This is a genomic window from Terrisporobacter petrolearius, assembly GCF_020748185.1.
Taxonomy (GTDB): Bacteria; Bacillota; Clostridia; order Peptostreptococcales; family Peptostreptococcaceae; genus Terrisporobacter; species Terrisporobacter petrolearius.
Genome location: NZ_JAHZMO010000033.1, coordinates 1 through 24,874 on the forward strand (window position 1 = coordinate 1; position 24,874 = coordinate 24,874).

Here is a 24,874-nt window from a genome sequence, read left to right on the forward strand (position 1 = left end):
ACATCTTCCATAGTTTTACACTTTTTAACTTCAACTTGATAGTCTATATCTGGAATAATTATTTCTTTTTTATTTTTCATTTTAATACCTCCAAAAGTTTAATATGAATATTATTCCAAACTTACCAATTTTACATACAAAAAAGACTGTAGGTAAGTTTGTTTTACACAAATCTACCTACAGTCCCTTTGGAAGTTTTTTATTGTAATAAAGAAGGTATACAATATTACTGTAATTTAATTGGATAATACTAAATTTTTTTATAAATTAAATAATCTTAATAATATATTCCTTTCTCGAAATAGTCTTTAAGTTCATTAAGATTATTAGTTTTACCTAATGCTAACATTAATTTGATTCTTGATTTATGCCCGTTCATATCGCCAGCGAAGATACATCCTAAGTTTCTTAAATCTCTTCCTGATCCTAAATATCCGTAAGAATCATACACTCTACCAGTTGAACATCTAGAAGTTATAACAACGATAACTCCTTTTTTTCTAGCATATTTAACACCTTCATACATTAATGGAGGAACATTTCCTCTTCCCATTGCTTCTATTATAATACCCTTATATCCAATATCTACAGCGTGATTTATAAACGTGTAATCCATTCCTATTCCTGATTTGAATAGGGCAACTTTAGTTTCTACTTTATCAGTATCAATAAAAGTTCTGTATGCCACATTTTTAAATAGTAAAAGCTCGTTACTATCAACTATGCCTAAAGAACCTTTACCAGGTGATTGGAAAGTGTTTAGAGCCATAGTATCTGTTTTAGTAGCCTCAGACGCTAATAGCACTTCGTTGTTTAATACAACAAGAACACCTTTGTTTTTTGCATTTTCTGATATAGCAACACAAATAGCTGATGATAAGTTGTTTGATCCATCATATCCAAGTTCAGAACTACTTCTCATAGCTCCTGTAACTATAACAGGTTTTTCATGATTTATTATTAAATCTAAGAAATAAGCAGTTTCTTCTAGACTATCCGTACCATGAGTTATTACAACTCCACATATATCTTCTCTGTTTAATAATTCTAAAATAGCCGATTTTAATTGAATTAGTTTTTCAGGTGTCATATGAGGTCCTGGAATTTCGTCAAAGTCTTTTGTTTCAAAATCAGCAACATCTTTAACGTTAGTTGCCATAGACATTATTTGATCTCCTGATAAAGATGGTACATTTGCACCGATTTCTTTATCTATTGTCATAGATATGGTTCCACCAGTAAATAGGATACCTACCTTTTTTTTAGCAGACATAATATTACCTCCTTAAATTTAAATACTACTTTAATTATACCAAAAATACAAAATAAAAATTATTATTTTTAAAGAAATTTCAGTATTTTACTTTAAAATTAAACACAAAAAAAGAGCTGGGGAAGCTCTTTTTTTATTCTGATAAATTAAATCTAATTCGTCTTAGACATAATATATATCTATTCATAAAAAGGGGTATTGAATAGAAACTTTAATTGGGTTATCAAGGGGATAACTACCTATATATAATAGCAATATTCGACAAAAAATGCAACATAATTTTACAAATTTTTTAGAAAAATTTTTTGATTATATTTATAGCCTAAAATGTTAATATAATTAATATGTATTTGTAAAACTTTATACTATAAGATTAAAAAATAAGTATAAAAATGGTATAATAAAAAATGCTGATATTTTTGACGAATTAATTAAAATATATATAGTATATAATTGATGGATATATTAATAAAAAAATATAATAGGACGGTGTAGTGAATGGAAATTTATTTAGATAATAGTGCAACTACAAAACCTTATGAAGAGGTAGTAGAAGAAATGGTGAAAGCTCTTACTACGGAATACGGGAATCCTTCATCATTGCATAAAAAAGGGATAGAAGTAGACAGAAAGATTAAAGAAATAAGACAAAATATAGCTAGAAGTTTAGGCGCGAAGGATAAAGAAATATTTTTCACATCAGGAGGAACTGAGTCTAATAATACAATTATTAGAGGAGTTGCTTATAATTTTAGAAAAACGAAAAATCATATAATATCTACTAATATAGAGCATCCATCAGTACTAAGTACATTAGCTGATTTAGAAAAAGAAGGATTTGAAATAACACTATTAGAAGTTGATGAAAGTGGGAAAATAAGTGTAGAAGATGTAAAAAAGGCCATAAAGCCTTCTACTATATTGATTTCTACAATGCACGTTAATAATGAGATAGGAAGTATTCAACCAATTGAAGAAATAGGAAAATACCTAAAAACTTTAGATCAAAAAATATACTTCCATGTGGATTGTGTTCAATCTTATACAAAAGTAAAATTTAGACCAACTAGATATAATATTGATTTTATGACTGTAAGTGGTCATAAGTTTCATGGCCCAAAAGGAATAGGATTTATGTATATTAAGGAAAATAGCAAACTAAAACCTATTATAACTGGTGGAGGTCAAGAATCTAGTGTAAGATCAGGAACTGAAAACGTGCCAGGAATTTATGGTTTAGGAAAAGCAGTAGAAATAATGAATAAAGATTTAGATAGTAAGATTGAAAAAATACAAAATCTAAAAGTATTACTGAAAGAAGAAATGTTAAAAAATATAGATGGTGTAAAAATAAATTCACCAGAAAATGGAGTTTGTCACATATTAAATGTTTCTTTTGAAAACATAAGAGGAGAAGTTTTACTTCACTTCTTAGAACAAAAAAATATTTTTGTATCTACAGGTTCAGCATGTTCTTCTAAGAAGAAAGGAAGCCATGTACTAAATGCAATTAAGCTTAAACCAGAAGAAATAGAAGGTGCAGTAAGATTTAGTTTGTCAGATTTTAATACAGAAGAAGAAATTTTAGAAACTGTAAAAGTATTGAAAGACTCAATAAGTGACCTGAGAATGATAATAAAAAGACGATAATAAGAGGTGGAATATGTATAATTCAATTATAGTGAAATACGGAGAAATAGGAGTAAAAGGAAAGAATAGATATATTTTTGAAAATAAATTAATAAAAAATATAAAAAATATGTTAAAGCCAATGGGTACATTTAATGTATATAAAGAATATGGAAGAGTGTATGTTGATTTAGCTGATTATGAATTTGAAGAAGTTTGCGAAGAAGTTAAAAAGGTATTTGGTGTAGTTGGTGTTTGTCCAGCTGTGAAAGTTCTTAGAAATAATGAAGAAGATGTGGAAGCTGCTTACGAAAAATTAAAAGAAACTGCTCTTATAGTTTTAGAAGATAAAATAGCAAGTGGAGCTAAAACATTTAAAGTAGAAAGTAGAAGAGGGGATAAATCTTTCAGACTAACTTCTCAAGATATGAGTATGGATATAGGTGGATATCTACTATCTAAAGTAGGAGATAGAATAACTGCAGAAATGCATAAGCCTGAAGTTAAAATAAAATGTGAACTTAGAGAGAGCAATGTTGTAGTTTATAGTGATACTGTTTCAGGTTATGGAGGACTTCCAATAGGAACTAATGGTAAAGCCATGTCTTTATTATCAGGTGGAATAGATTCACCAGTTGCAACATGGATGGTTGCTAAAAGAGGTATGGAAGTAGAAGCTATACATTTCCATACCTATCCTTTTACAAGTGAAAAATCACAAGAAAAAGTAAAAGACTTAGCAAGAATATTAGCTAAATATGTTGGAAGAGTAAGACTTCACAAAATTAACTTACTTGAAATACAAAAGGCTGTAGGTTTAAATTGTAGAGAAGAAGAAATGACTATAATCTCAAGAAGATTTATGATGAGAATAGCTGAAAGAGTTGGAATCCAAAGAAACTGTGATGCTTTAATAACAGGAGAAAGTATAGGACAAGTTGCATCTCAAACTATACAAGGATTAACTTGTACAAATGCTTCTGTAAGTTTACCAGTATTTAGACCGCTTATAGCTATGGATAAGAGTGAAATCATAGATATAGCTAAGAAAATAGATACTTTTGAAACATCTATAATACCAGAAGAAGATTGTTGTTCAGTATTTGCTCCTAAGAAACCTGTAACTAAGCCTAGATTAGAGAGAATAGAGGATTCAGAAAAAGCATTAGATATTGAAAAGTTAATAGAAGATGCAATAGCTAATATGGAAGTGGAAGTTATAGAATTCTAAAAAAGTAGTAATACTAGGGTATACTTTTCATGCAAAAAAGTATACTGTAAAAATAAAATGTGTATGATAATATTAAATTATAAAACATTAATGAGTAGATGTTTTTGTATTTGGTATTTGGAAATAGCATAAATTGGCCGAAAATATTTCCAAAATAATTGAAGTGTTTGTAGTAAAAAAGTGGAGTGAATAGGGTACACTCCACTTTTTATTGTACAAAATATAATAAATAATGTAATTATATTAAAAAAATAATAATATAAATAGAAGTCTTACATAATATTATATCTAAGGCTTTTTTATTTATAAATAAATTAAATGGTAAGTTTTTAATTTAAAAAAGAAGCCTTATAATAAGACTTCTTTTGTTATTTTATACAAATATTTATATAGTTAATATATTTATAATACTAATTATTTTTTGCTATTGAATACTTTAACACCGTGCTTTTCGATGATTTCAGCAGCTCTAGCCACATCATCGGCATTGGCATCTCGAACGTCTTTTAATTCGTAATCAATACCCATGTTTTCCCATTTGTGAACACCCATAGTGTGGTATGGTAAGACCTCTAATCTGTCTACGTTATTAAGAGAGGCAGCGAATTCACCAATTTTAGATAAGTTTTCTTCACTATCTGTTATACCAGGTACTAACACATGTCTTAACCAAATTGGTATATGTTTTTCGTCTAAATATCTTGCTAATTTTAAAGTTTTCTCTATACCAACACCAGTTAATTTTTTAGCTTCCTCTTCATCCATGTGCTTTATATCAAGTAGTACTAAGTCAGTGTTATCAAGAACTTTCTCTATTTTTTCTATATCAACAAAACCAGAAGTATCTAAACAAGTATGAATATCTTTTTCTTTAGCTTTTGCAAATAATTCAGCAAGGAAATCTGCTTGTAAAGTAGCTTCTCCACCAGATGCTGTGATTCCACCACCAGATGACTTCCAATAAGAAGAATATCTAGATACATTTTCTATTAATTCTTCTGCTGTGTATTCAGTTCCACCTTTTGTATCCCAAGTATCTCTGTTATGGCAGTATTTACATCTTAATGGACATCCTTGAAAAAATAATATACTTCTTATTCCAGGTCCGTCTACTGTTCCAAATGTTTCTATTGAATGGATTCTTCCTTTAGTCATATTGCACCTCGTAAAATTAATTATTAAAACTAAAAAAGATAAAGAATATGTATACAAAATTTAAAATTAAGAAGATTATAGATTAACTGCATAAATAAATCTATAAAATAAGAAGATTTCATATATTTTATATCTTGACTTTTTAAGTTTTGATTATTTATGTATTTTTCTAATTATTATTACCAAAAAAATTGATTTTCTGTAGTAAAAGGGTAAAATAAAAAGACTAAAATGAATTTAGTCTTTTTATTTGTATTTTATCAATTAAGCTTAAGCCATTTTTCCGTGGAATGTTCTGTTTATAACATCTAATTGTTGTTCTTTTGTTAATTTGATGAAGTTAACAGCATATCCTGAAACTCTTATAGTTAATTGAGGATATTTTTCTGGATGTTCCATAGCGTCTTCTAAAGTAGCTCTATCAAATACGTTAACGTTTAAGTGATGAGCTCCATCAGTGAAGTATCCGTCCATCATTGATGAAAGGTTAGTTACTCTCTCAGTCATATCTTTTCCTAAAGCACCTGGTACTATAGAGAAAGTATTAGATATACCATCTTGAGAATGCTCGTATGGTAATTTAGCAACTGACGCTAATGAAGCTAAAGCTCCGTTAGTATCTCTTCCGTGCATTGGGTTTGCCCCTGGAGCAAATGGAGCACCAGCTCTTCTTCCATCAGGAGTGTTACCAGTTTTCTTACCGTAAACAACGTTTGAAGTTATTGTTAATATAGATTGAGTATGAACAGAATTTCTGTAAGTTTTGTTTTGTCTTATTTTGTTCATGAAATCTTGTACTAATTGTACAGCTATATCATCAACTCTATCATCGTTGTTTCCGTATTTTGGATAATCTCCTTCTATTTCGAAATCAACAGCTACACCAGCTTCGTTTCTTATAGTTCTAACTTTAGCATGTTTTATAGCAGATAGTGAATCAGCAGCAACTGATAAACCAGCTATACCACAAGCCATAGTTCTGAATACGTCTCTATCATGTAAAGCCATTTCTAATGCTTCATAAGAATACTTATCATGCATGTAGTGGATTACGTTTAATGTATTTACATATAAGTTTGCTAACCAATCAGTGAAAGGTTCAAATCTAGCCATTACTTCATCGTAATCTAAGTATTCTGAAGTTATTGGTTCGAATCTTGGTCCTACTTGAGCACCTGATTTTTCATCAACTCCACCGTTTATAGCGTATAATAAAGTCTTAGCTAAGTTTACTCTAGCTCCGAAGAATTGCATTTGCTTACCGATTCTCATTGCAGATACACAACAAGCTATTCCGTAATCATCTCCCCAGTAAGATCTCATTAAGTCATCATTTTCATATTGAACTGAACTTGTATCTATAGATACTTTAGAACAGAAATCTTTGAATCCTTGTGGGAAGTCTTTTGACCAAAGTACAGTTAAGTTTGGTTCTGGAGAAGGTCCTATAGTGTAAAGAGTGTTTAAAACTCTGAATGAGTTTTTAGTAACTAATGTTCTACCATCTAAACCTTGTCCACCTATTGATTCTGTTACCCAAGTTGGGTCACCAGAGAATAAGTCATTGTATTCTGGAGTTCTTAAGAATTTAACCATTCTTAATTTCATTACGAAGTGGTCCATTAATTCTTGAGCTTCTTCTTCTGTTATAGTTCCAGCAGCTAAATCTCTTTCGAAGTATATATCTAAGAAAGTAGAAGTTCTACCTATTGACATAGCAGCACCGTTTTGATCTTTTATAGCTCCTAAGTAAGCGAAGTATAACCATTGTACAGCTTCTCTTGCGTTAGTAGCTGGTACAGATATATCAAATCCATAAGCAGCAGCCATTCTTTTTAATGCTTCTAAAGCTTTTATTTGATCAGATATTTCTTCTCTTAATCTTATTACTTCTTCATCCATGCAAGAAACATCAAGAGAATCTTTTTGATTTATTTTATCTTCTATTAATTTATCAACACCATATAAAGCAACTCTTCTGTAGTCACCTATTATTCTACCTCTTCCGTAAGCATCTGGAAGACCTGTTATTATACCAGATTTTCTAGCAGCTCTCATTTCAGCAGTATAAGCATCGAATACACCTTGGTTATGAGTTTTTCTATACTTAGTAAATATTTCGCTTATTTCTGGATCACACTCGTATCCATAAGCTTTACAAGAAGTTTCTGCCATTCTTATTCCACCGTAAGGCATAACAGCTCTTTTAAGTGGTGCGTCAGTTTGGAAACCAACGATAGTTTCTTTATCTTTATCTATATATCCAGGTGCGTAAGCATCTATTGCAGAAACAGTTTTAGTGTCAACATCAAGAGTTCCACCATTTTCTCTTTCCTTTTTGAATAATTCCATTGCTTCATCCCATAATTGCTTAGTGTTTTCAGTAGCACCAGCTAAGAAAGAAGCGTCTCCTTCGTATGGAGTGTAGTTAGCTTGGATAAATCCTCTAACATCTATTTCTTTAGTCCATCTTCCAGTTTTAAAACCTTGCCATGCGTTCATTAAGATATCCTCCTAAAAGTGATTATTACTATTTAATATAAATAATTAGTTAATTAATGTTGTAATTCAATAAGTAACAACAAATATATTCTAACATAAACAAAGTATATTGTATACAAAAAATATATTGTAAAAACATTATGCCTTTATAACTAAGAATTATATTTGACTTGTTATACTACATAAATACCCCCTATTTAATGCACTAAACAATATTTTATAAAATAGTTGGAAAAAATGATTTTAATCAGGTCTAAAATGTGAAAAGCATCAATGAAAGAAAAGATATCTACTTTTTGATAAAGAAATATTTTGGTGCATAAAGATTAAGTTTTTGAATAGCTATAAATATAGGGGGGAATAGCATGACTTTAGTTATAATTTTATTTTTGATTGGATTTCTTTTAATCACGAAAGGTGCCGACATATTTATAGAGTGTACAGTAAAGATTGGGAAAAAAACTGGAATATCAGAGTTGATTTTAGGTGCTACCATAGTAAGCTTTGCAACTACATTACCAGAGTTGACCGTTTCAGTGTTTGCATCCATAGACAATCATACAACCATGAGTTTGGGAAATGCTGTTGGCTCTATAATATGTAATACAGGATTGATTTTAGGTTTAGTTGCATTTATTAGCCCTTTTAAAGTTGATAAAAAAATGTTTTTTTCTAAATCAGTTATCTTATTAATTTCTGTAATAGCCTTAATGATTTTAGGAACCAATGGAGCTATAACACAAGGAGATGGAATACTATTAATTATATTACTTTCTATTTATATGTACTCAAATATAAAAAGCGTATCAGGTAAAAATAAAGTTGGCGGACTAAGTAATATGAGAGTAGACTCTGGCAATAATAGTAAATCAAATAAACATGAAAGCTTAAAAATAGGAGCCTTATTTGTACTTGGATTGATAATGATGGTTATAGGTTCCAAATTATTAGTAGATAATGGAGTAAAACTTGCTAGCTACATAGGAATTCCACAAGGGGTAATCAGCTTAACTGTAATAGCTCTAGGGACATCTTTACCTGAGCTAGTATCTTCATTAACTGCAATAAGAAAAAATCACCATGGAATATCGGTAGGTAACATATTAGGAGCTAATATATTAAATATTACTTCTGTTATAGGAATTTCATCATTAATTAATGATTTGCCTATATTAGCGCAAAACATAAGGGTAGATTTTGTATTTATGACAATTCTTTTATTAACTTTAATAATACCAACAATTAAAAGTAGCAAAATATATAGATTGCAGGGGGTGGTATTACTAGGAGCTTATATAGTTTACATAGCTACAATATATTTTACATACTTAGCATAAAGAAAAATTTTATACATATTTATATAAGGTTTTATTTGGATAATTACGAAAATAAGTGATTAACTGAATAGGACCTTATTTTTAGGTAAAAATATAATTGCATAATATTGAAATAAACTATATAATAGAAAAGTTAATATTTATGATAACGGAAAGGAAATAAATAATTTATGAATACAATAAAATTTGAAGATTTACCAATAAGTGAAGAAATAAAAAGATCAGTGGCAGAACTAGGATTTGAGGAGCCATCTCCGATTCAAGTTCAGTCTATACCAGTAATTTTAACAGGAAAAGATGTTATAGGACAAGCGCAAACGGGAACAGGAAAGACGGCAGCTTTCTCTATACCAGTGTTAGACATGGTGGATCCTAACAAAAAAAGTGTACAGGCAGTAGTATTATGTCCTACAAGAGAACTTGCAATTCAAGTTTCTAGTGAAATGAAAAAATTAGGTAAATATAAAAGTGGAATAAAGACACTTCCAGTTTACGGCGGACAACCAATAGATAGACAAATAAAATCATTAAAGAGCGGAGTACAAGTAGTAATAGGAACACCAGGACGTGTTATAGACCATATAAATCGTAGAACTTTAAAAATGGGCGAAGTGAAAATGTTAGTTCTTGATGAAGCGGATGAAATGTTAGATATGGGATTCAGAGAAGATATCGAGTTAATATTAGAACAAACTCCAGCTGAAAGACAGACGACTTTCTTCTCAGCGACGATGTCAAAACCTATATTAGAATTAACTAAAAAATACCAAGAGGATCCTCAGTTAATAAAAATAGTAAGAAAAGAATTAACTGTACCAAATATAAAACAATACTATATAGAAACAAGAAGAGCTAATAAATTAGAAGTATTATGTAGATTAATAGATGTATATAATCCAAAATTATCAGTAGTATTCTGTAATACAAAAAGAGGCTCTGATGAGTTAGTTAGTGAATTACAAGCAAGAGGATATTTTGCAGATGCTCTTCATGGAGATTTAAAGCAAACTCAAAGAGATATAGTAATGGATAAATTCAGACAAGGTACAATAGACATACTTGTCGCTACAGATGTTGCAGCTAGAGGTATAGATGTTGATGATGTTGAAGCTGTATTTAACTATGATCTTCCACAAGACGAAGAATACTATGTACACAGAATCGGTAGAACAGGTCGTGCTGGTAGAGAAGGTATATCTTTCTCATTTGTATTTGGAAAAGAAGTAAGAAAAATGAAAGATATCGAAAGATATACAAAATCTAAATTAGTTAGACATGATATACCAACAATAGCTGATGTTGAAGAAAAGAAAGTAACTGCATTCTTCAAACAAGTTAAAGAAACAATAAAAGAAAGTAACTTATCAAAGCAAACACAATGGCTAGAAAATCTTTGTGAAGAAGAAGGATTAGAAGTTATAGAAATAGCAGCAGCTCTTGTTAAACTTGCTCTAGGTGACGAAGAGAAAGCAGAAATAATAGAAGAAAAGTCAAGCTACAGAGATGAGTCTGGAAGAAGAGGACGTAAAGACAGAGATAGAGGCGAAAGAAGCGATAGAAAACGTAGTAGAAGTGCTGAAGCTGGAATGGTAAGATTATTTATCAACGTTGGTAAAAATCAAAGAGTACAAGCTAAAGATATTGTTGGAGCAATAGCTGGAGAAGCAGGAATTCCAGGTAAATTAGTCGGAACAATAGACATATATGACAAATATACATTTGTAGAAGTTCCAAAGGAAAATTCTAAAAATGTATTAGATAAAATGAAAAATATAAAAATTAAAGGCAATAAAATCAACATAGAAAAAGCCAATACAAGAAGAAAATAATATAAGTAAGAGTAACTTGATTTAATAAATCAAGTTACTTTTTTTGAATATAAATACTGATAAGTTTATAGCTTTAGTTATTAATATATGTGGAATATACAATACAAATGGTATGCATTTATGATATAATTTATATAAGATGTTAGTATAATTATTATAATATGAAATCTTTTCTATTTGTATGTATACAGGGATATACACCTTTTAATGACATTAGAAGAAGGACGTTAAAATAGGAGTGATCTATTCATTTAAAAATTCAATTCTATACGACATTAAAAATTTAGTCAGAATTATTGTGATAATTGTAATAACAGATTATTTTACTTATTTTAAACAAATATAACACTTTTGTATTTGTTTAAATCTGATAGTTATATAAATTAAAAAGATAGACTATATTAAATTAATGATAAATGGCAGTAAAAGTAAATAAAATAATTATCATTTTTAATACCTCCATACACATGGATCACTTATTTATGTGTCTAGCTAGAATAGTAGGAGGAAATTTTATGGATAATAAATTTGATGTAAAAAAATTAATACAAATAGGTTTGTTAATAGCAATAGAGGTTATTTTAACAAGATTCTGTTCTATACAAACACCAATAGTTAGAATAGGATTTGGGTTCTTACCAATTGCAATAATAGCAATGATGTATGGACCATTAAGTGCTGGTATAGCATATACAATAGGAGACCTTTTAGGAGTTGCATTATTTCCGTCGGGAGCATTTTTCCCTGGATTTACATTAACAGCGTTTTTAACAGGAGTAGTATACGGAGTATTTTTATATAATAAACCAAAAACATGGCCTAGAATAATAGGGTCGGTTTTAACTGTATGTCTTGTTTTAAATTTAGGATTAGACACTTATTGGCTATCTGTAATGATGGGTAAAGGCTATTTAGCATTATTACCAACTCGTATAATAAAAGCTGCTCTTATGATACCAGTACAATCGCTTATCATAGGAATCATATGGAAAAAAGTTGTTATAAAATTTGTGAAAGTATCACATGCTTAATTTTTAAATTATATTTTAAATGCAAACAATAGAAAATTAATTATATCAAATAATTTAGTAATAAATATAGTAGATAATTTACTTGAAGGTGGTATAGCTGCTAAAATTTATTATGTAATGACGTAATCAGGATATAGTGTGTAGCAGAGCAACCACTGCGAATTTAGATAGGGTAAAATGGTTGTATAAAAAATTCATACCAAAACCAGAATGGCTAGGACTGGAGAAAATGTCTATCAATTATAAATTTAATAGCTTTAGTGTAAGTAACAAGTGTCTAAGAGTATTTTTATACCTTTAGACACTTTTTTATTTGAAAAATTATTAATTATAAGAATATAACAAGTAAATTATGGAAATATATAAGGTATAGGTAATAATAGGTTGTTACGATGTTATGAATATTAGTAATATACATAATATAACAAAACTAGTTAAATTTCATTGAAGGATACAAAAGACTTTACTAGAATTGATTAGTTGTAAATCTTTCATAAGGGGGGAAATATATGATTAAATGTTATCTTGAAGATAAAATCTTATTAGTAGAAATTTTGTCTGCTGAACTTGATCATCATGTAGCTAGAGATGTTCGAGAAGAAGTAGATTCAATTTTAATGAAGAAGCAAATTGATTATATAATATTTGATTTTCAATATGTAAATTTTATGGATTCTTCTGGAATAGGAGTAATAATTGGAAGATATAAAAAAATAGTCAACCATGGTGGTAAAGTATCTGTTATAAATATGAATTCTAGAGTGAAAAAATTATTTAATTTATCTGGAATGAGCAAAATTATTAATATTTACGATACCTTTGAAGATGCAATAAATTCTTAATTAAAAGGGGGAACTTTTAGGATGAGTAATATTTTGGAGGTTAAGTTTTCTGCAAAATCAGAAAATGAAAGTTTATCTAGGGTAATTGTTGCATCTTTTGCAGCAAAATTAGATCCAACAATAGAAGAACTGTCAGATATTAAAACTGCGGTATCAGAAGCAGTAACAAATGCCATTATACATGGATATGATGAAGATGATTCAAAATTTGTTTACCTAAGATGCGAAATCGAAGATAGAGCAATAAAAGTAGTTGTAGAAGATAGAGGAAATGGTATAGAAGATGTAGAGGAAGCAATGCAACCTATGTACACATCTAAGCCAGAGCTTGAAAGATCAGGCATGGGATTTTCATTTATGGAAAGCTTTATGGATAGCTTAGATGTGGTTTCTATAAAGGGAGAAGGAACTAAGGTAGTAATGACTAAAACTATAGAATTACCTAAATAAAGTCAAAAAAGGATAGAGGTTTGAATATGAGTGTAGTTGCTAAAAAAGAAGAAAAAAGACACTTGCTTAGTCATGAAGAAACCTTAGAATTACTAGAAAGAGCTCAAAATGGTGATGAAGAAGCTAAGGAAGTGCTCATATCAAACAACTTGGGATTAGTCAGAAGCGTTGTATCTAAATTTTCTAATATAGGATATGAAAGAGATGACTTATATCAATTAGGCTCTATAGGACTAATAAAAGCTATATATAAGTTTGATCCAACATTTAATGTTAAGTTTTCTACATATGCTGTACCTATGATTCTTGGAGAGATAAAAAGATACTTAAGAGATGATGGAATGGTGAAAGTATCTAGATCACTTAAACAATTAGCAATAAAAGCAAAAGCTCAAGGAGAAGCTTTAACAAAAAAACTTGGAAGAGAACCAACAGTTGAGGAAATTGCAAAAGAACTAGAAGTAGAAAAAGAAGATTTAGTAATGGCAATGGAGGCAAATTTCTCTGTAGAATATTTACATGGAGTAATACATGAAGAAGAAGGTTCTCCAATTTGTTTAATAGATAAAATTAGTTTAAAAGAAGAAAATAACGAAGAAAAAGTAGTAGATAATATATTATTAAAAGAAGTACTAGGAAAGTTGGAAAAAAGAGAAAGACAGATAATTATGCTTAGATATTTTGAAGATAAAACTCAAAGTGAAATTGGAGAAATCTTGAATATATCTCAGGTTCAAGTTTCAAGAATAGAGAAAAAAGTTTTATTAAAATTAAAATCTTATATAAGTTAATTTAAGTACAATAAAGTTCCTTTGAAAAATCAAAGGAACTTTTTTAGTTATAGAAATAATTTGTTTATTTTTTGAGTTTCTTCAAATAATAAATATATATTGAATTTAATTCTTTATAAAAATTGGAGGTAAAAATATATGGCTGATAAGCAACTAGATAAAAATGAATATAAAAAATATGTAGAAAAAATGAGTCCTAAGCCAGCTTATTTGAAAAATTGTATTATGGCTTTTTTAGTAGGAGGACTAATTTGTTGTATAGGACAGGCAATTAATGATATTTATATGAAAATCATTAATTTGGATAATCTAGCGGCAGCTTCTGCCACATCCATGACATTAATTTTTTTAGGTGCATTTCTTACAGGTTTAGGAGTTTATGACCTTATAGGAAAAAGAGCAGGAGCAGGGTCAATTATTCCTATAACAGGTTTTGCAAATTCAATTGTATCCCCAGCTATGGAGTTCAAGAAAGAAGGATATGTAACAGGAGTAGGAGCAAATTTATTTAAAATTGCAGGACCGGTTTTAGTGTATGGTATTTCATCATCAATAATATGCGGACTACTGTATTACTTCATAAAATTGATTTTTTAATAAATTGGAAATTAACATTTAAGGATGTGAAATTATGAATAAAAAAAGAATTGGAAAAAGAACTATAAAATTAAACAATATGCCTACTATTATTGCAGCTTCTTCTATAGTAGGTCCCAAAGAAGGACAAGGACCTTTAAAAGATAAATTTGACTTGATTTTGTCTGATGATTTATATGGAGAGAAAACTTGGGAACTAGCAGAAAGTAAAATGGTGCAAACTGTAATGAAGATGAGTGTGGAAAAAGCAAATAAAACTCTGGAAGATGTAGATTTTCTATTTGGAGGAGATTTAATAAATCAATTATTTCCAGCATCTTTTGCAGCTAGGGAATTAGGTGTACCTTTCTTTGGTATATATGGTGCTTGTTCTACCATGTCTGAAGGGCTGTGCTTAGGTTCTATGGCTATAGACGGAGAATATGCCAAGTACGTACTATGTGGAACTTCTAGTCACTACTGCACAGCAGAGAGGCAATTTAGATTCCCTCTAGAATTAGGAAATCAAAAACCTATGACAGCTCAGTGGACAGTTACAGGTGCTGGTAGTGTTTTACTAACTAAAGAAGGTAAAGGACCTAAAATAAAATATATTATACCAGGTAAGGTCATAGACAAAGGTATTGATGATGGAAATAACATGGGGGCAGCAATGGCTCCAGCAGCAATAGATACCATATATTCCTATTTTCAAGATACAAAAGATGATCCTAATAGTTTCGATATTATTGCAACTGGAGATTTAGGAAAACTTGGGAAAGAAATAGTAATAGATTTACTAAAAGAAATGAAGCTAGATATATCGAAAGTATACACAGACTGTGGTATAGAGATTTTCAATTTGAAAGAACAAGATGTACACTGTGGTGGAAGTGGATGTGGATGCTCAGCTTCAGTATTTTGTTCATATATATACGATAAATTACTTAAAAAAGAATTTAATAAAGTTATGCTTGTATCAACAGGTGCTTTATTATCTCCAACAAGTACACTTCAAAAGCAAACTATACCATCGGTAGCTCATGGAGTAGTAATTGTAAATGAATAGGAGGTATAGCTTATGTTATTAGACTATGTAAAAGTATTTATAGTTGGTGGGCTAATATGTGTAATAGCTCAAATAATGATGGATTATTTTAATATGCAAACACCTTATGTAATGGTTACTTATGTGAGTTTAGGAGCTATCTTGACATTTTTAGGTGTATATGAGCCAATAGTTAATTTTGGTGGCTCAGGTGCTACAGTACCTATAATAGGATTTGGGTATTCCTTGGCAAAAGGAGTTATGAAGGGAATGGAAACAGATGGGCTCTTAGGAATATTTACAGGAGGAGTAACTGCTACAGCTGGCGGTGTGGCAGCTGCAATATTCTTTGGCTATATAATATCTGTGATATTTAACCCAAAGACAAAACCATGATAAAAAAAACTTCCTTAATAATTAAGGAAGTTTTTTTATTTATATATTTATTTATTCATTAACTTGACCAGTACCTTCTGTTGTATTGTCTACTGGTTTATCTCCTGTATTATCTTCATTGCCTCCGCCAGCGTTATTACCACTATTATTAGTGTTGCCATTGTCGCCATTGTTGTCATCTGGATTTTCAGGAGTCGTTGGCTCTTCTGGTTTTTCTGTATTATCTTCATCTGGAGGATTATCACCATCACCAGCATCACCAGTATTTGGCTTTTCTTCATCAGGTTCTTTTTCTTGAACTGGAGGTGCTTGGCTACTTGCACGTTCAGGGGAAGTTCCTTCAATAAATGCAGCGTTCACACCATAAGAAGAAGTTCCACCATCTGATGGATTTATTTTAGCAAAATAAACACCTTCAGGTTTAGTAAAGTTTTCTACAAGTGTTAAGTTTTTGTGTATAGGAGCCATAACACTTGACCAAAGAGAAGCGGCTGCAGAACTTGTTCCAACAACACTTTGTCTTGCTTTTCCTGTTCCAGCATCATCACCTATATATGTTGCTCCAACATAGTATGGAGTATAACCAACAAACCATGCATCTAAAGCATCATTAGTAGTACCAGTTTTACCTGCAACGGCCATTTTGCCTAGAGTAGCATTTTTACCAGTTCCTTCTTTAACAACTGCTTGAAGCATATCGGTTATAACAAAAGCTACATCTTCACTAACAGCTCTACTTTCTTGTGGGTTAGATTTAGCTATTAAATTACCATCATAAGTTTGAATAGTAGTGAATACTGTAGGTTCTACATAAGTGCCGCCATTAGCTAGTGTACCATAAGCAGCAGCCATCTCTAGTGGAGATATACCATAAGACATACCACCTAATACTAAAGAAGGAAATTGTCTATCTGTATCATTATCAGTTTTGCTATCTTTTAAAGTAGTTATACCAAAATTTTTAAGGTAATCAATCATTACATCAATAGATTCGTTATATGAGTTACCCAATGTTTCACCTACTTTTACAGCAATAGTATTTGATGACCAGGCTAAAGCCTTACGTGTACTCATTATGCCAGACCCAGCGGTAGTAGTTTTTGGATTCCAGTCCTGATTCCTTTTAAATTGATATCCGCCTCTTGCATCACTAAATGGAGTAGACTGTGTAGTCCTTTTAGTGTCTATAGCAGGAGTATAAACTGATAAAGGTTTTATAGTTGATCCAGGCTGTTTTGGATTAGTAGCTCTGTTTAAAGTTCTTTTACCTTTGACATATCTACCACCGATTAAGGACTTAATTTGACCTGTTCTATAGTCTAATATAACCATGGCTGATTGAGGCTGGACAACCCCGTCAGCACCGTTTCTAGTTTCAGGGAAATTACCTTTATTATTATATTGTGTTTCTAGGTTTTTTTGCATACCAGCATCTATAGTAGTAGAAATTCTAAGTCCACCATTATAGTACATATTTTGTGCTTCTTCTTTTGTATATCCTTGATTCATTAAAGCATCTAATACTTCAGAATAAACATAATCTTCAACAGAAGAAACAACTGTCTCTTTAGCTTTTGGTAACTTTATTTCAATTGGAGCAGCTGCTTCTTTGTCATATTGATCTTGTGTAATATATCCTAATCTTAGCATCTTTGATAAAATAGCTTTTTGCTTTTCCTTAGCAGCCTCTCTAGGTGCGGCCTTTCTAACAACAATAGTTTTGCTTTTCAACTGATTATGTGTTTCAGATGAGATTAAGCCCCAAGAGTATATTTTATCTATCATTTGTAATTCAGCTTCATTTGGTTCATCCCAAGTATCCTCTGTTGTATTAGTATAGAATAATAATTTATTTTCTACATCCTCTTTAGTTTCAGTTCCATCTAATTTTTCTTTTATATATGGAGAATATCTACCTGGATTGTTAGTGGAAGCCATTAATAAAGCAGATTCACCAACAGTTAATTCATCAGCTGATTTACTAAAGTAACCTTGAGCTGCAGCTTCAGCACCATATAAACCATTACCAGCATAAAAATTATTTAAGTAAGCAAGTAATACATCGTCTTTGGACATTGTCTTGCTCATTTCAAAAGCATAGTAAATATCTTTTATTTTACGAGTTAGACTTTGTTCTTGCGATGTAATTAAAAGCTTTGAAACCTGCATTGGTATTGTTGAACCACCTTGTTTATTCCCCATAAGAGTATTTATTACAGAACGTGTTAAACCTTTTATGTCCACACCATTATGTTCATAAAAACGCTCATCTTCTGCAGATATTAAAGCATGTTGTAAATCCTTACTTATCTTCTTTATGTCAGCTACAGGTTCTTTCTTGTCAGAAGTTTGCGCCTTTGCTAGTAAATTACCATCAGCATATAAAATTTCTGTTGTTTGGTATGTTTTTTTATCTAAGTAAGCTTTGTTAATAGTTTCTGTATTTCTAAGTGAAGCAAATACAATTCCAGATGCAGCTGCTACACCTACTACTAAAAGTACTAGAAATACTAAAGCAACTGTTTTAACACCTTTAAATCTTCCAGATTTTTTTTTGCTAGAAGTTTTTCTTTTACTACTAGTTCTACTGGAATTGCTAGATTTGCTCGATTTACTCGAGGCATGAGATGTATTTTTTTTATCTGAAGAGCTTACTTTTCTTCTCTTGATTTTATTCTTATCATCACGACTATCTCTTCCCATAAGATTAACCTCCTTATTTTAATGAATAATTATAACATATTTAAGGATTTTTACAAAATCTCCTTTATGCTGATTTCAGTTTAATTAAAAGATACAATATAATTATACATTTATAATATACAAATAATAAAGTAAAATTATTGATTTTATACAATAATTAGTAAAAATTATTGATTTTAAGTATAACATTAAATTATGTTAATATTTATATTTTCACAAAATAATTAAAAATATTTATTTATATTGTTAGTATTAACTATTTCTAAGATATTTAAAAAGATTTTAAAAAAAGAACTGCTCTTAAGCAGTTCTTTTAATGAGATTCGTTTAACATCCATTTAATATAAACACCATATCCCACAGTAGGATTGTTTTCTAAAGCATGTGATACAGCACCAACAATTTTATTACCTTGTACTATTGGAGTTCCACTCATTCCTTGTACAATACCACCAGTTTCTTTTAAAAGCTGAGGATCAGTAATTTTAATTTTAATTCCTTTAGAATCAGGTTTTCTTTGTTTTTCAATATTAATTATTTCAATGTTATATTTCTTACAAGTGTTACTTTTATTTTGTAGGATAATTTGTGCTTTACCTAATTTAACTTCATCTACTTCAGCAACTCTATATTTTTTGTGATTAGATAAATTAATATTATCAACTGAACCTTTAATACCAAAAGTAGTATTATGGTCAAATTCACCAATCACATTATTTTTTGTAGCATTTATACAACCTACATTACCTTTACTAGATTTTCTGATATTTAAATTATCAGTAAAAGAAATACAACCTTTTTTAATAGGAATTTTTTTAGTAGTTCCAATGTTAATAGAGTGAGCTACTGCACCAAATTCCTTTGTTTCAGGATTAATATAAGTTAAAGTAGCAAAACCTGATATTAAGTTATTAAAATTAATTCTTTCTAAGGCATTTTTATCACATTTTAAACAAAAAACTGAATTTTCTCTTCTTATTAAAACTGATATATCATCTGTTTTGGTTAAGGAAGAGATAACGTAATTAAAATCTTCGTAAGAAGTTATATCATTATCTTCAACTTTTAGAATAGAATCTCCCATTTTTAAAGGACAACCATTAATTTCATTTCTGACAATGATATTTTTTAATTGTGCATCAATTTGCACTATATTTCCCATTGGTATTAAGTATTCGCAATCGCTTTTTTCTAAGGATTGTGAATAAATAAAATTATTTGAGAAAAAATATAGAAAAACATAAAAAAATATTAAAACTAAACCATTAATTTTATTTATTATTTTTTTAAAAGCGACTTCATCTTTTGAATTTTTATTTAAAATATAAAACACCTTCTTTCTGTCATGTGTTCATGCTGGTGCTTTAATATTATGTTGCGCATTATAAAAGTTTTAATCCTTGGAAATGAGTTTCAAGAAGGGCGAAGATTTCATAAAAAAACAAAGGATAATTTAAAATGGCTAAATTTGAAGGACAAAAAAATAAAAGAAATAAAAACATGTAATTTATTGTGAAATATGTTTTTATTTCTTTTTTTTTGATATTTTTTTACTAATATTTTTTTTAGAAGTAGTTAAAGCTACATCTGGAACTGGAGGAACGAAAACAGAAGTGTTATCATCTCCAGAGCTACATGCATCAATAGATGAGATTAAAGCAAGTTCATCAGATAAGACTGCGAAAAATGAAGCTAAAATATTTATATCATCACCAGATAACTCTTCTCCTAAAACAATAGCTAATGTAGATGCTAAAACTATGTAATCTACAGAACTAAAAGAACAAAGTTTAGACGTATTATTTGTATTAGTACTATTAGTATTTTCATTACGGCTATTTATTTTTTTATATTTTTTTCTTTTATTATATTTCTTTTTTTGTGCATTCATATATTTAACCTCTTAATACAGTTTTATAATTACTTGTAAATCTAGATATATAAATATATATGTTAAAAATACAAAATAAAAAACTATGAAGATAAATAAGCCAATGAAAAGTGGAAATAATAACTTATATTAAATATTATAGAAAAAGAAAGGAAGGATTATGAAAGTTTATAAAGTATTTCTCATTATGATTATAGTTTTAGGAATAATTTTTATAGGAAAGTCAGACCCAATGAAAAACTTATATAAAAGTAGCGCATCTATAATTACAGGATTAAAAATAGATGACAAAAACAAAGGTTCAACTAAAAATGAAAGTGCAAGGAAAAAAGAAAAAGTTGAGAAATATTTAATTTGTATAGACCCAGGTCACCAAGCTAAGGGTGATTGGAAAAGCGAACCTATTGGTCCAGGTTCACCATACCAAAAAGCTAGGGTTTCTTCAGGGACAGTTGGGATAAGTACAAAAAAACCAGAATATATATTGAATTTAGAAGCATCTGAAGTTTTAAAACATATATTAATAAGTAAAGGTTTTGAAATTATTATGACTAGAGAAAGTCATGATGTAAATATAAGTAATTTAGAAAGAGCTACATTTGCCAACGATCATAATGCAAATATGGTGATTAGAATCCACGCTGATGGTTCTGACGATACATCGATAACAGGTGCATCTATTTTAATTCCATCACAAAAAGGTAAATATACATCATCAATCTTCGAGGCTAGCTACGAATGTGCCAATTTAATAAAAAATAAAATGGACCATGGAGGATTCAAGGTTAATGGAATCTTTGAAAGAGATGATTTAACAGGATTCAATTGGTCTAAGGTACCAGTAGTATTAGTAGAAATGGGGTTTATGAGTAATTATAATGAAGATGAAATGATGTCTAACAAAGATTATCAAAGAAAAATGATGCAAAGTGTTGCTGACGGAGTAGAAGAGTATTTTCAGACTAATTAAAGTGGTGATATAAATGATAAATCGTTTAGAAAAGGCTTACGGTAGGATAATATCTCAAACTTTTAGAGTAGTTAATCCTATTAAAAAGAAAATAATAGATACAAACTGCGAAGTACATTTATTTATTCAAAAGAGTGCATTAGATGTACTAAGAGATGAAGGATATGAAAAACAGTTTCAATTTTATAATAATTTTGAGTCATATATAAACAAAGGGTTAGTATGGGCTGATCAAGATTTTAAGTCATATTTTCATTTTTATAATCCAGAAGACAAAAGAGGAATGTATGGACATACTACAAATGCCATGACATTGGCAAATACTTATTATAAAGATGCATTGCACTTTATTAATAAAAATGATTATGTAAATGGAATGGCTTATTTTGGGGCTATGTGCCATGTTATTCAAGATGTAACTATACCTCAACATGCTAAAAGAAAACTACTAGATAGTCATAAACAATTTGAGAATTATGTAAAATTAAATTATAGAAAAGTAAAACGCTTTAAAACTAAGGAAGGTCCTTTAGTTTATAATAGTGTAAGCGACTATATAGAATCTAACTCTAGAAGTGCTTTGAACTTTGACTATATGTACAAAAATATACATGAAGATAAAACTAAGTTTTACTTAATAGCTTTTAATGCACTAAATCTTGCCCAAAAAAGTACAGCTGGCTGTATGTTAATGTTTTATGATGATTTAGATATGATAAGAAAAAAAGTAAATGAAAATAAATATAATTAATAAATAAAAGAGTTAACTTAAAAAATTAAGGTGACTCTTTTTATTTATATAAACATATTGCAATTATTGAAAAAGGTAAAAATAATAAATATACATTTTTATTAAAATGAAATATAATAGTATAGATATTATAGACAAAAAATTTATGAAGAGGTGTGAAAATGCTTGTAGTAGAAAATGTCAGTCATGGATTTGGGGCTAGAGTTATACTAGAAAATGTATCTTTTAGACTTAAAAAAGGTGAACATATAGCACTTGTTGGTGCAAATGGAGAAGGTAAATCTAGTTTTTTAAATATAATAACAAAAAAACTTATGCCAGACGCAGGGAATATAAAATGGTCTTCAAGAGCAACTGTTGGTTATTTAGATCAGCATTCAGTTCTTGAAAAAGGAAATACAATAAAAGATATTCTTAGAGGTGCTTTTAAGCACATGTTTGAATTAGAACAAGAAATGCTTGCTATGTATGATAAAATGGGTGAAGCAAGTGACGAGGAAATGACTAAGCTTCTTGAGGAAACTGCTGAAATTCAAACAATATTAGAAAATAGTGGATTCTATACAATAGATGCAAAAATCCAAGAAGTAGCTAACGGATTAGGTCTTGGAGAAGTTGGATTAGATAGAGATGTTGATGATTTAAGTGGAGGACAAAGAACAAAAGTACTTTTAACTAAATTACTTTTAGAAAGTCCAACAATACTTATACTTGATGAGCCTACTAACCACTTAGATGAGGAACATATAGTATGGCTTACTAGATATCTTCAAGAATATGAGAACAGCTTTATCTTAGTATCGCATGATGTTCCATTTATAAATGATACTTGTAATGTAATCTATCATATAGAAAATGGTGAGCTTACTAGATACAAAGGTAACTACGATGAGTTTGTAAGACTTAATGAAATTAAGAAAAAACAAGAAGAAAGTGCTTACGAAAGACAAGTTGAAGAAAGAAGAAAACTTGAAGATTTCGTGCAAAGAAATAAAGCAAGAGTTGCTACACGTGGTATGGCTAACTCAAGACAAAAGGTTCTAGATAAAATGGAAGTTTTAGAAAGACCAAAAGAGAAAATAAAACCAACATTTAACTTTAGAAATGCTAGAGCAGCTTCTAGATTCATATTCCAAACAGATAACTTAGTGTTAGGTTACAATGATCCTTTAACCAAACCATTGAACTTCCAATTAGAAAGAGGGCAAAAAATAGCTCTTAAAGGAATGAATGGTATAGGTAAGTCTACATTACTAAGAACATTACTTGGAATGCAAAAAGCATTTGATGGTTCAGTACAATTAGGGGATTATTTAGAAGTAGGATACTTTGAGCAAGAGTCTTCAAAGGATAATTATAACACTGCCTTAGACGATGTATGGAATGAGTATCCAGTATTAACAAATTATGAAGTAAGACAAGCATTGGCTAAATGTGGTCTTTCAAATGAGCATATAACTTCTCAAGTTAGAGTTCTTAGTGGGGGAGAAGCCGCTAAAGTTAGACTTTGTAAACTAATGCTTAAAGATATAAACTTCTTAGTGCTAGATGAGCCTACTAACCACTTAGACGTAGAAGCTAAGGATGAATTAAAGAAAGCAATCAAAGAGTTCAAAGGAACTGTTTTATTAGTTTGTCATGAACCTGAATTCTACAGTGATATAGTAGATGATGTGTGGAATATAGAAGATTTCACTACTAAAATAGTATAAATTTAATTTTAAAAATATGAGCAACGGTATATTTATATATCGTTGCTTAAACAATATAAAGGGTAATATAAAATTTATTTCAAGGGGAGTATAAATGAAAAGATTACTAAATATCTTAATTTCATTTTCACTGGCTATTTTTATAATTAGTGGTTCAGTCATATTAGGTTTAAGATATAAGAGTTTATATTATTATGATGTGAAAGAATTAAACATAAGTGAAATGAGTGGATTTACTGAAGAAGAGATTAAGCAAAACTATGATTATTTAATTGATTATAATCTAAATAAAAATGTGGAAGAATTTCATCTGCCTACGATTAAATATTCTAAAGAAGGAAAAATTCATTTTGAAGAGGTAAGGAATATTTTTCAAATAGTTAAAAAGGTATTTTATATAAGTGGTCTAATTTCTGTTTTGGGAATTATTTCAAGTATTAAAAATAAAAATATAAAATTTTTAAATATCGCATCTATAGTTACCATACTACTGCCTATAATTACGGCAATTCCACTTATGATTAATTTCAATTATTTCTTTATAAAATTTCATGAGACAGTATTTTCAAATAATTATTGGATTTTTGATCCGAGTATGGATCCAGTAATTAATATGTTGCCACAAGATGTGTTCTTTCATATAGGAATATTTATTTTAGCTATAATACTTATGATCAGTATTTTACTACAAATATCTTATAAAGTACTAAATAAAAGATATAAATAATAAAAAATGATATCAACAGATTTAATTTAA

At 29.4% G+C, this 24,874-nt stretch carries 21 protein-coding genes; 15 read left to right on the forward strand and 6 right to left on the reverse strand.

The genetic code is table 11. The annotated features are described in order from the left end of the window. Positions 1 to 277: 277 nt before the first annotated feature. Positions 278 to 1,273 (reverse strand): asparaginase, encoded by a 996-nt coding sequence (locus K0040_RS15050; protein ID WP_228109584.1) that lies wholly within the window; start codon positions 1,271 to 1,273, stop codon positions 278 to 280. Between the two features lie 498 nt (positions 1,274 to 1,771). Between K0040_RS15050 and K0040_RS15055 the strand changes: the two genes are divergently transcribed. Further along, positions 1,772 to 2,923, forward strand: coding sequence for a cysteine desulfurase family protein (locus K0040_RS15055; protein ID WP_228109585.1), 1,152 nt, complete (start codon positions 1,772 to 1,774; stop codon positions 2,921 to 2,923). 13 nt (positions 2,924 to 2,936) lie between these two features. Continuing rightward, positions 2,937 to 4,133: a tRNA uracil 4-sulfurtransferase ThiI gene (gene thiI, locus K0040_RS15060; protein WP_228109586.1), complete on the forward strand. Its 1,197-nt coding sequence runs from the start codon at positions 2,937 to 2,939 to the stop codon at positions 4,131 to 4,133. 414 nt (positions 4,134 to 4,547) lie between these two features. On the opposite strand, the gene pflA is transcribed toward thiI, so the two are convergent. Continuing rightward, positions 4,548 to 5,288 (reverse strand): pyruvate formate-lyase-activating protein, encoded by a 741-nt coding sequence (pflA, locus tag K0040_RS15065; RefSeq protein ID WP_228109587.1) that lies wholly within the window; start codon positions 5,286 to 5,288, stop codon positions 4,548 to 4,550. Between the two features lie 270 nt (positions 5,289 to 5,558). Further along, the gene (pflB, locus tag K0040_RS15070; RefSeq protein ID WP_228109588.1) at positions 5,559 to 7,790 is read right to left on the reverse strand and encodes a formate C-acetyltransferase; all 2,232 of its coding nucleotides are present in this window, start codon (positions 7,788 to 7,790) and stop codon (positions 5,559 to 5,561) included. A gap of 365 nt (positions 7,791 to 8,155) precedes the next feature. On the opposite strand from pflB, the gene K0040_RS15075 reads away from it, so the two are divergent. The 9 genes from K0040_RS15075 to spoVAE all read left to right on the forward strand — a co-directional run bounded on the left by K0040_RS15075 (position 8,156) and on the right by spoVAE (position 16,090). After that, positions 8,156 to 9,127, forward strand: a complete 972-nt coding sequence (locus K0040_RS15075; protein ID WP_228109589.1) for a calcium/sodium antiporter — start codon at positions 8,156 to 8,158, stop codon at positions 9,125 to 9,127. 170 nt (positions 9,128 to 9,297) lie between these two features. Then, positions 9,298 to 10,956: a DEAD/DEAH box helicase gene (locus K0040_RS15080; protein WP_228109590.1), complete on the forward strand. Its 1,659-nt coding sequence runs from the start codon at positions 9,298 to 9,300 to the stop codon at positions 10,954 to 10,956. Between the two features lie 515 nt (positions 10,957 to 11,471). Next, positions 11,472 to 11,987 (forward strand): folate family ECF transporter S component, encoded by a 516-nt coding sequence (locus K0040_RS15085; RefSeq protein WP_228109591.1) that lies wholly within the window; start codon positions 11,472 to 11,474, stop codon positions 11,985 to 11,987. 509 nt (positions 11,988 to 12,496) lie between these two features. Next, complete coding sequence (spoIIAA, locus tag K0040_RS15090) at positions 12,497 to 12,829, forward strand: anti-sigma F factor antagonist (RefSeq protein WP_074919920.1); 333 nt, start codon at positions 12,497 to 12,499, stop codon at positions 12,827 to 12,829. A gap of 21 nt (positions 12,830 to 12,850) precedes the next feature. Continuing rightward, positions 12,851 to 13,279, forward strand: coding sequence for an anti-sigma F factor (spoIIAB, locus tag K0040_RS15095; RefSeq protein WP_018592097.1), 429 nt, complete (start codon positions 12,851 to 12,853; stop codon positions 13,277 to 13,279). Between the two features lie 26 nt (positions 13,280 to 13,305). Next, positions 13,306 to 14,070: an RNA polymerase sporulation sigma factor SigF gene (gene sigF / locus K0040_RS15100; RefSeq protein WP_228109592.1), complete on the forward strand. Its 765-nt coding sequence runs from the start codon at positions 13,306 to 13,308 to the stop codon at positions 14,068 to 14,070. Positions 14,071 to 14,208: 138 nt separating this feature from the next. Further along, complete coding sequence (gene spoVAC, locus K0040_RS15105) at positions 14,209 to 14,667, forward strand: stage V sporulation protein AC (protein WP_228109593.1); 459 nt, start codon at positions 14,209 to 14,211, stop codon at positions 14,665 to 14,667. Between the two features lie 34 nt (positions 14,668 to 14,701). Then, positions 14,702 to 15,715, forward strand: a complete 1,014-nt coding sequence (gene spoVAD, locus K0040_RS15110; RefSeq protein ID WP_228109594.1) for a stage V sporulation protein AD — start codon at positions 14,702 to 14,704, stop codon at positions 15,713 to 15,715. A 12-nt stretch (positions 15,716 to 15,727) separates the two neighbouring features. After that, positions 15,728 to 16,090, forward strand: a complete 363-nt coding sequence (spoVAE, locus tag K0040_RS15115) for a stage V sporulation protein AE (RefSeq protein ID WP_228109595.1) — start codon at positions 15,728 to 15,730, stop codon at positions 16,088 to 16,090. Positions 16,091 to 16,141: 51 nt separating this feature from the next. On the opposite strand, the gene K0040_RS15120 is transcribed toward spoVAE, so the two are convergent. The 3 genes from K0040_RS15120 to K0040_RS15130 all read right to left on the reverse strand — a co-directional run bounded on the left by K0040_RS15120 (position 16,142) and on the right by K0040_RS15130 (position 20,684). Further along, on the reverse strand, positions 16,142 to 18,793 hold the full coding sequence (locus tag K0040_RS15120) for a transglycosylase domain-containing protein (protein ID WP_228109596.1): 2,652 nt from the start codon (positions 18,791 to 18,793) through the stop codon (positions 16,142 to 16,144). Between the two features lie 313 nt (positions 18,794 to 19,106). Further along, the gene (locus K0040_RS15125) at positions 19,107 to 19,955 is read right to left on the reverse strand and encodes a SpoIVB peptidase S55 domain-containing protein (protein ID WP_228109597.1); all 849 of its coding nucleotides are present in this window, start codon (positions 19,953 to 19,955) and stop codon (positions 19,107 to 19,109) included. 363 nt (positions 19,956 to 20,318) lie between these two features. Beyond that, the gene (locus K0040_RS15130; protein WP_228109598.1) at positions 20,319 to 20,684 is read right to left on the reverse strand and encodes a hypothetical protein; all 366 of its coding nucleotides are present in this window, start codon (positions 20,682 to 20,684) and stop codon (positions 20,319 to 20,321) included. A gap of 160 nt (positions 20,685 to 20,844) precedes the next feature. On the opposite strand from K0040_RS15130, the gene K0040_RS15135 reads away from it, so the two are divergent. The 4 genes from K0040_RS15135 to K0040_RS15150 all read left to right on the forward strand — a co-directional run bounded on the left by K0040_RS15135 (position 20,845) and on the right by K0040_RS15150 (position 24,844). Further along, positions 20,845 to 21,654 (forward strand): N-acetylmuramoyl-L-alanine amidase family protein, encoded by an 810-nt coding sequence (locus tag K0040_RS15135; RefSeq protein WP_228109599.1) that lies wholly within the window; start codon positions 20,845 to 20,847, stop codon positions 21,652 to 21,654. 13 nt (positions 21,655 to 21,667) lie between these two features. Then, positions 21,668 to 22,405: a zinc dependent phospholipase C family protein gene (locus tag K0040_RS15140; RefSeq protein WP_228109600.1), complete on the forward strand. Its 738-nt coding sequence runs from the start codon at positions 21,668 to 21,670 to the stop codon at positions 22,403 to 22,405. A 155-nt stretch (positions 22,406 to 22,560) separates the two neighbouring features. After that, positions 22,561 to 24,117 carry an ABC-F family ATP-binding cassette domain-containing protein gene (locus K0040_RS15145; protein ID WP_316719570.1) on the forward strand — a complete coding sequence of 519 codons (1,557 nt, stop codon included), beginning with the start codon at positions 22,561 to 22,563 and terminating at the stop codon, positions 24,115 to 24,117. 94 nt (positions 24,118 to 24,211) lie between these two features. After that, positions 24,212 to 24,844, forward strand: coding sequence for a TIGR01906 family membrane protein (locus tag K0040_RS15150; RefSeq protein WP_228109601.1), 633 nt, complete (start codon positions 24,212 to 24,214; stop codon positions 24,842 to 24,844). Positions 24,845 to 24,874: the final 30 nt, after the last annotated feature.

Excerpts from the sequence above, each read along its gene's own strand:
- K0040_RS15050 (WP_228109584.1), bottom strand. The coding sequence starts at position 1,273 with ATGTCTGCTAAAAAAAAGGTAGGTATCCTATTTACTGGTGGAACCATA.
- K0040_RS15055 (WP_228109585.1), top strand. The coding sequence starts at position 1,772 with ATGGAAATTTATTTAGATAATAGTGCAACTACAAAACCTTATGAAGAG.
- thiI (WP_228109586.1), top strand. The coding sequence starts at position 2,937 with ATGTATAATTCAATTATAGTGAAATACGGAGAAATAGGAGTAAAAGGA.
- pflA (WP_228109587.1), bottom strand. The coding sequence starts at position 5,288 with ATGACTAAAGGAAGAATCCATTCAATAGAAACATTTGGAACAGTAGAC.
- pflB (WP_228109588.1), bottom strand. The coding sequence starts at position 7,790 with ATGAACGCATGGCAAGGTTTTAAAACTGGAAGATGGACTAAAGAAATA.
- K0040_RS15075 (WP_228109589.1), top strand. The coding sequence starts at position 8,156 with ATGACTTTAGTTATAATTTTATTTTTGATTGGATTTCTTTTAATCACG.
- K0040_RS15080 (WP_228109590.1), top strand. The coding sequence starts at position 9,298 with ATGAATACAATAAAATTTGAAGATTTACCAATAAGTGAAGAAATAAAA.
- K0040_RS15085 (WP_228109591.1), top strand. The coding sequence starts at position 11,472 with ATGGATAATAAATTTGATGTAAAAAAATTAATACAAATAGGTTTGTTA.
- spoIIAA (WP_074919920.1), top strand. The coding sequence starts at position 12,497 with ATGATTAAATGTTATCTTGAAGATAAAATCTTATTAGTAGAAATTTTG.
- spoIIAB (WP_018592097.1), top strand. The coding sequence starts at position 12,851 with ATGAGTAATATTTTGGAGGTTAAGTTTTCTGCAAAATCAGAAAATGAA.
- sigF (WP_228109592.1), top strand. The coding sequence starts at position 13,306 with ATGAGTGTAGTTGCTAAAAAAGAAGAAAAAAGACACTTGCTTAGTCAT.
- spoVAC (WP_228109593.1), top strand. The coding sequence starts at position 14,209 with ATGGCTGATAAGCAACTAGATAAAAATGAATATAAAAAATATGTAGAA.
- spoVAD (WP_228109594.1), top strand. The coding sequence starts at position 14,702 with ATGAATAAAAAAAGAATTGGAAAAAGAACTATAAAATTAAACAATATG.
- spoVAE (WP_228109595.1), top strand. The coding sequence starts at position 15,728 with ATGTTATTAGACTATGTAAAAGTATTTATAGTTGGTGGGCTAATATGT.
- K0040_RS15120 (WP_228109596.1), bottom strand. The coding sequence starts at position 18,793 with ATGGGAAGAGATAGTCGTGATGATAAGAATAAAATCAAGAGAAGAAAA.
- K0040_RS15125 (WP_228109597.1), bottom strand. The coding sequence starts at position 19,955 with ATGGGAAATATAGTGCAAATTGATGCACAATTAAAAAATATCATTGTC.
- K0040_RS15130 (WP_228109598.1), bottom strand. The coding sequence starts at position 20,684 with ATGAATGCACAAAAAAAGAAATATAATAAAAGAAAAAAATATAAAAAA.
- K0040_RS15135 (WP_228109599.1), top strand. The coding sequence starts at position 20,845 with ATGAAAGTTTATAAAGTATTTCTCATTATGATTATAGTTTTAGGAATA.
- K0040_RS15140 (WP_228109600.1), top strand. The coding sequence starts at position 21,668 with ATGATAAATCGTTTAGAAAAGGCTTACGGTAGGATAATATCTCAAACT.
- K0040_RS15150 (WP_228109601.1), top strand. The coding sequence starts at position 24,212 with ATGAAAAGATTACTAAATATCTTAATTTCATTTTCACTGGCTATTTTT.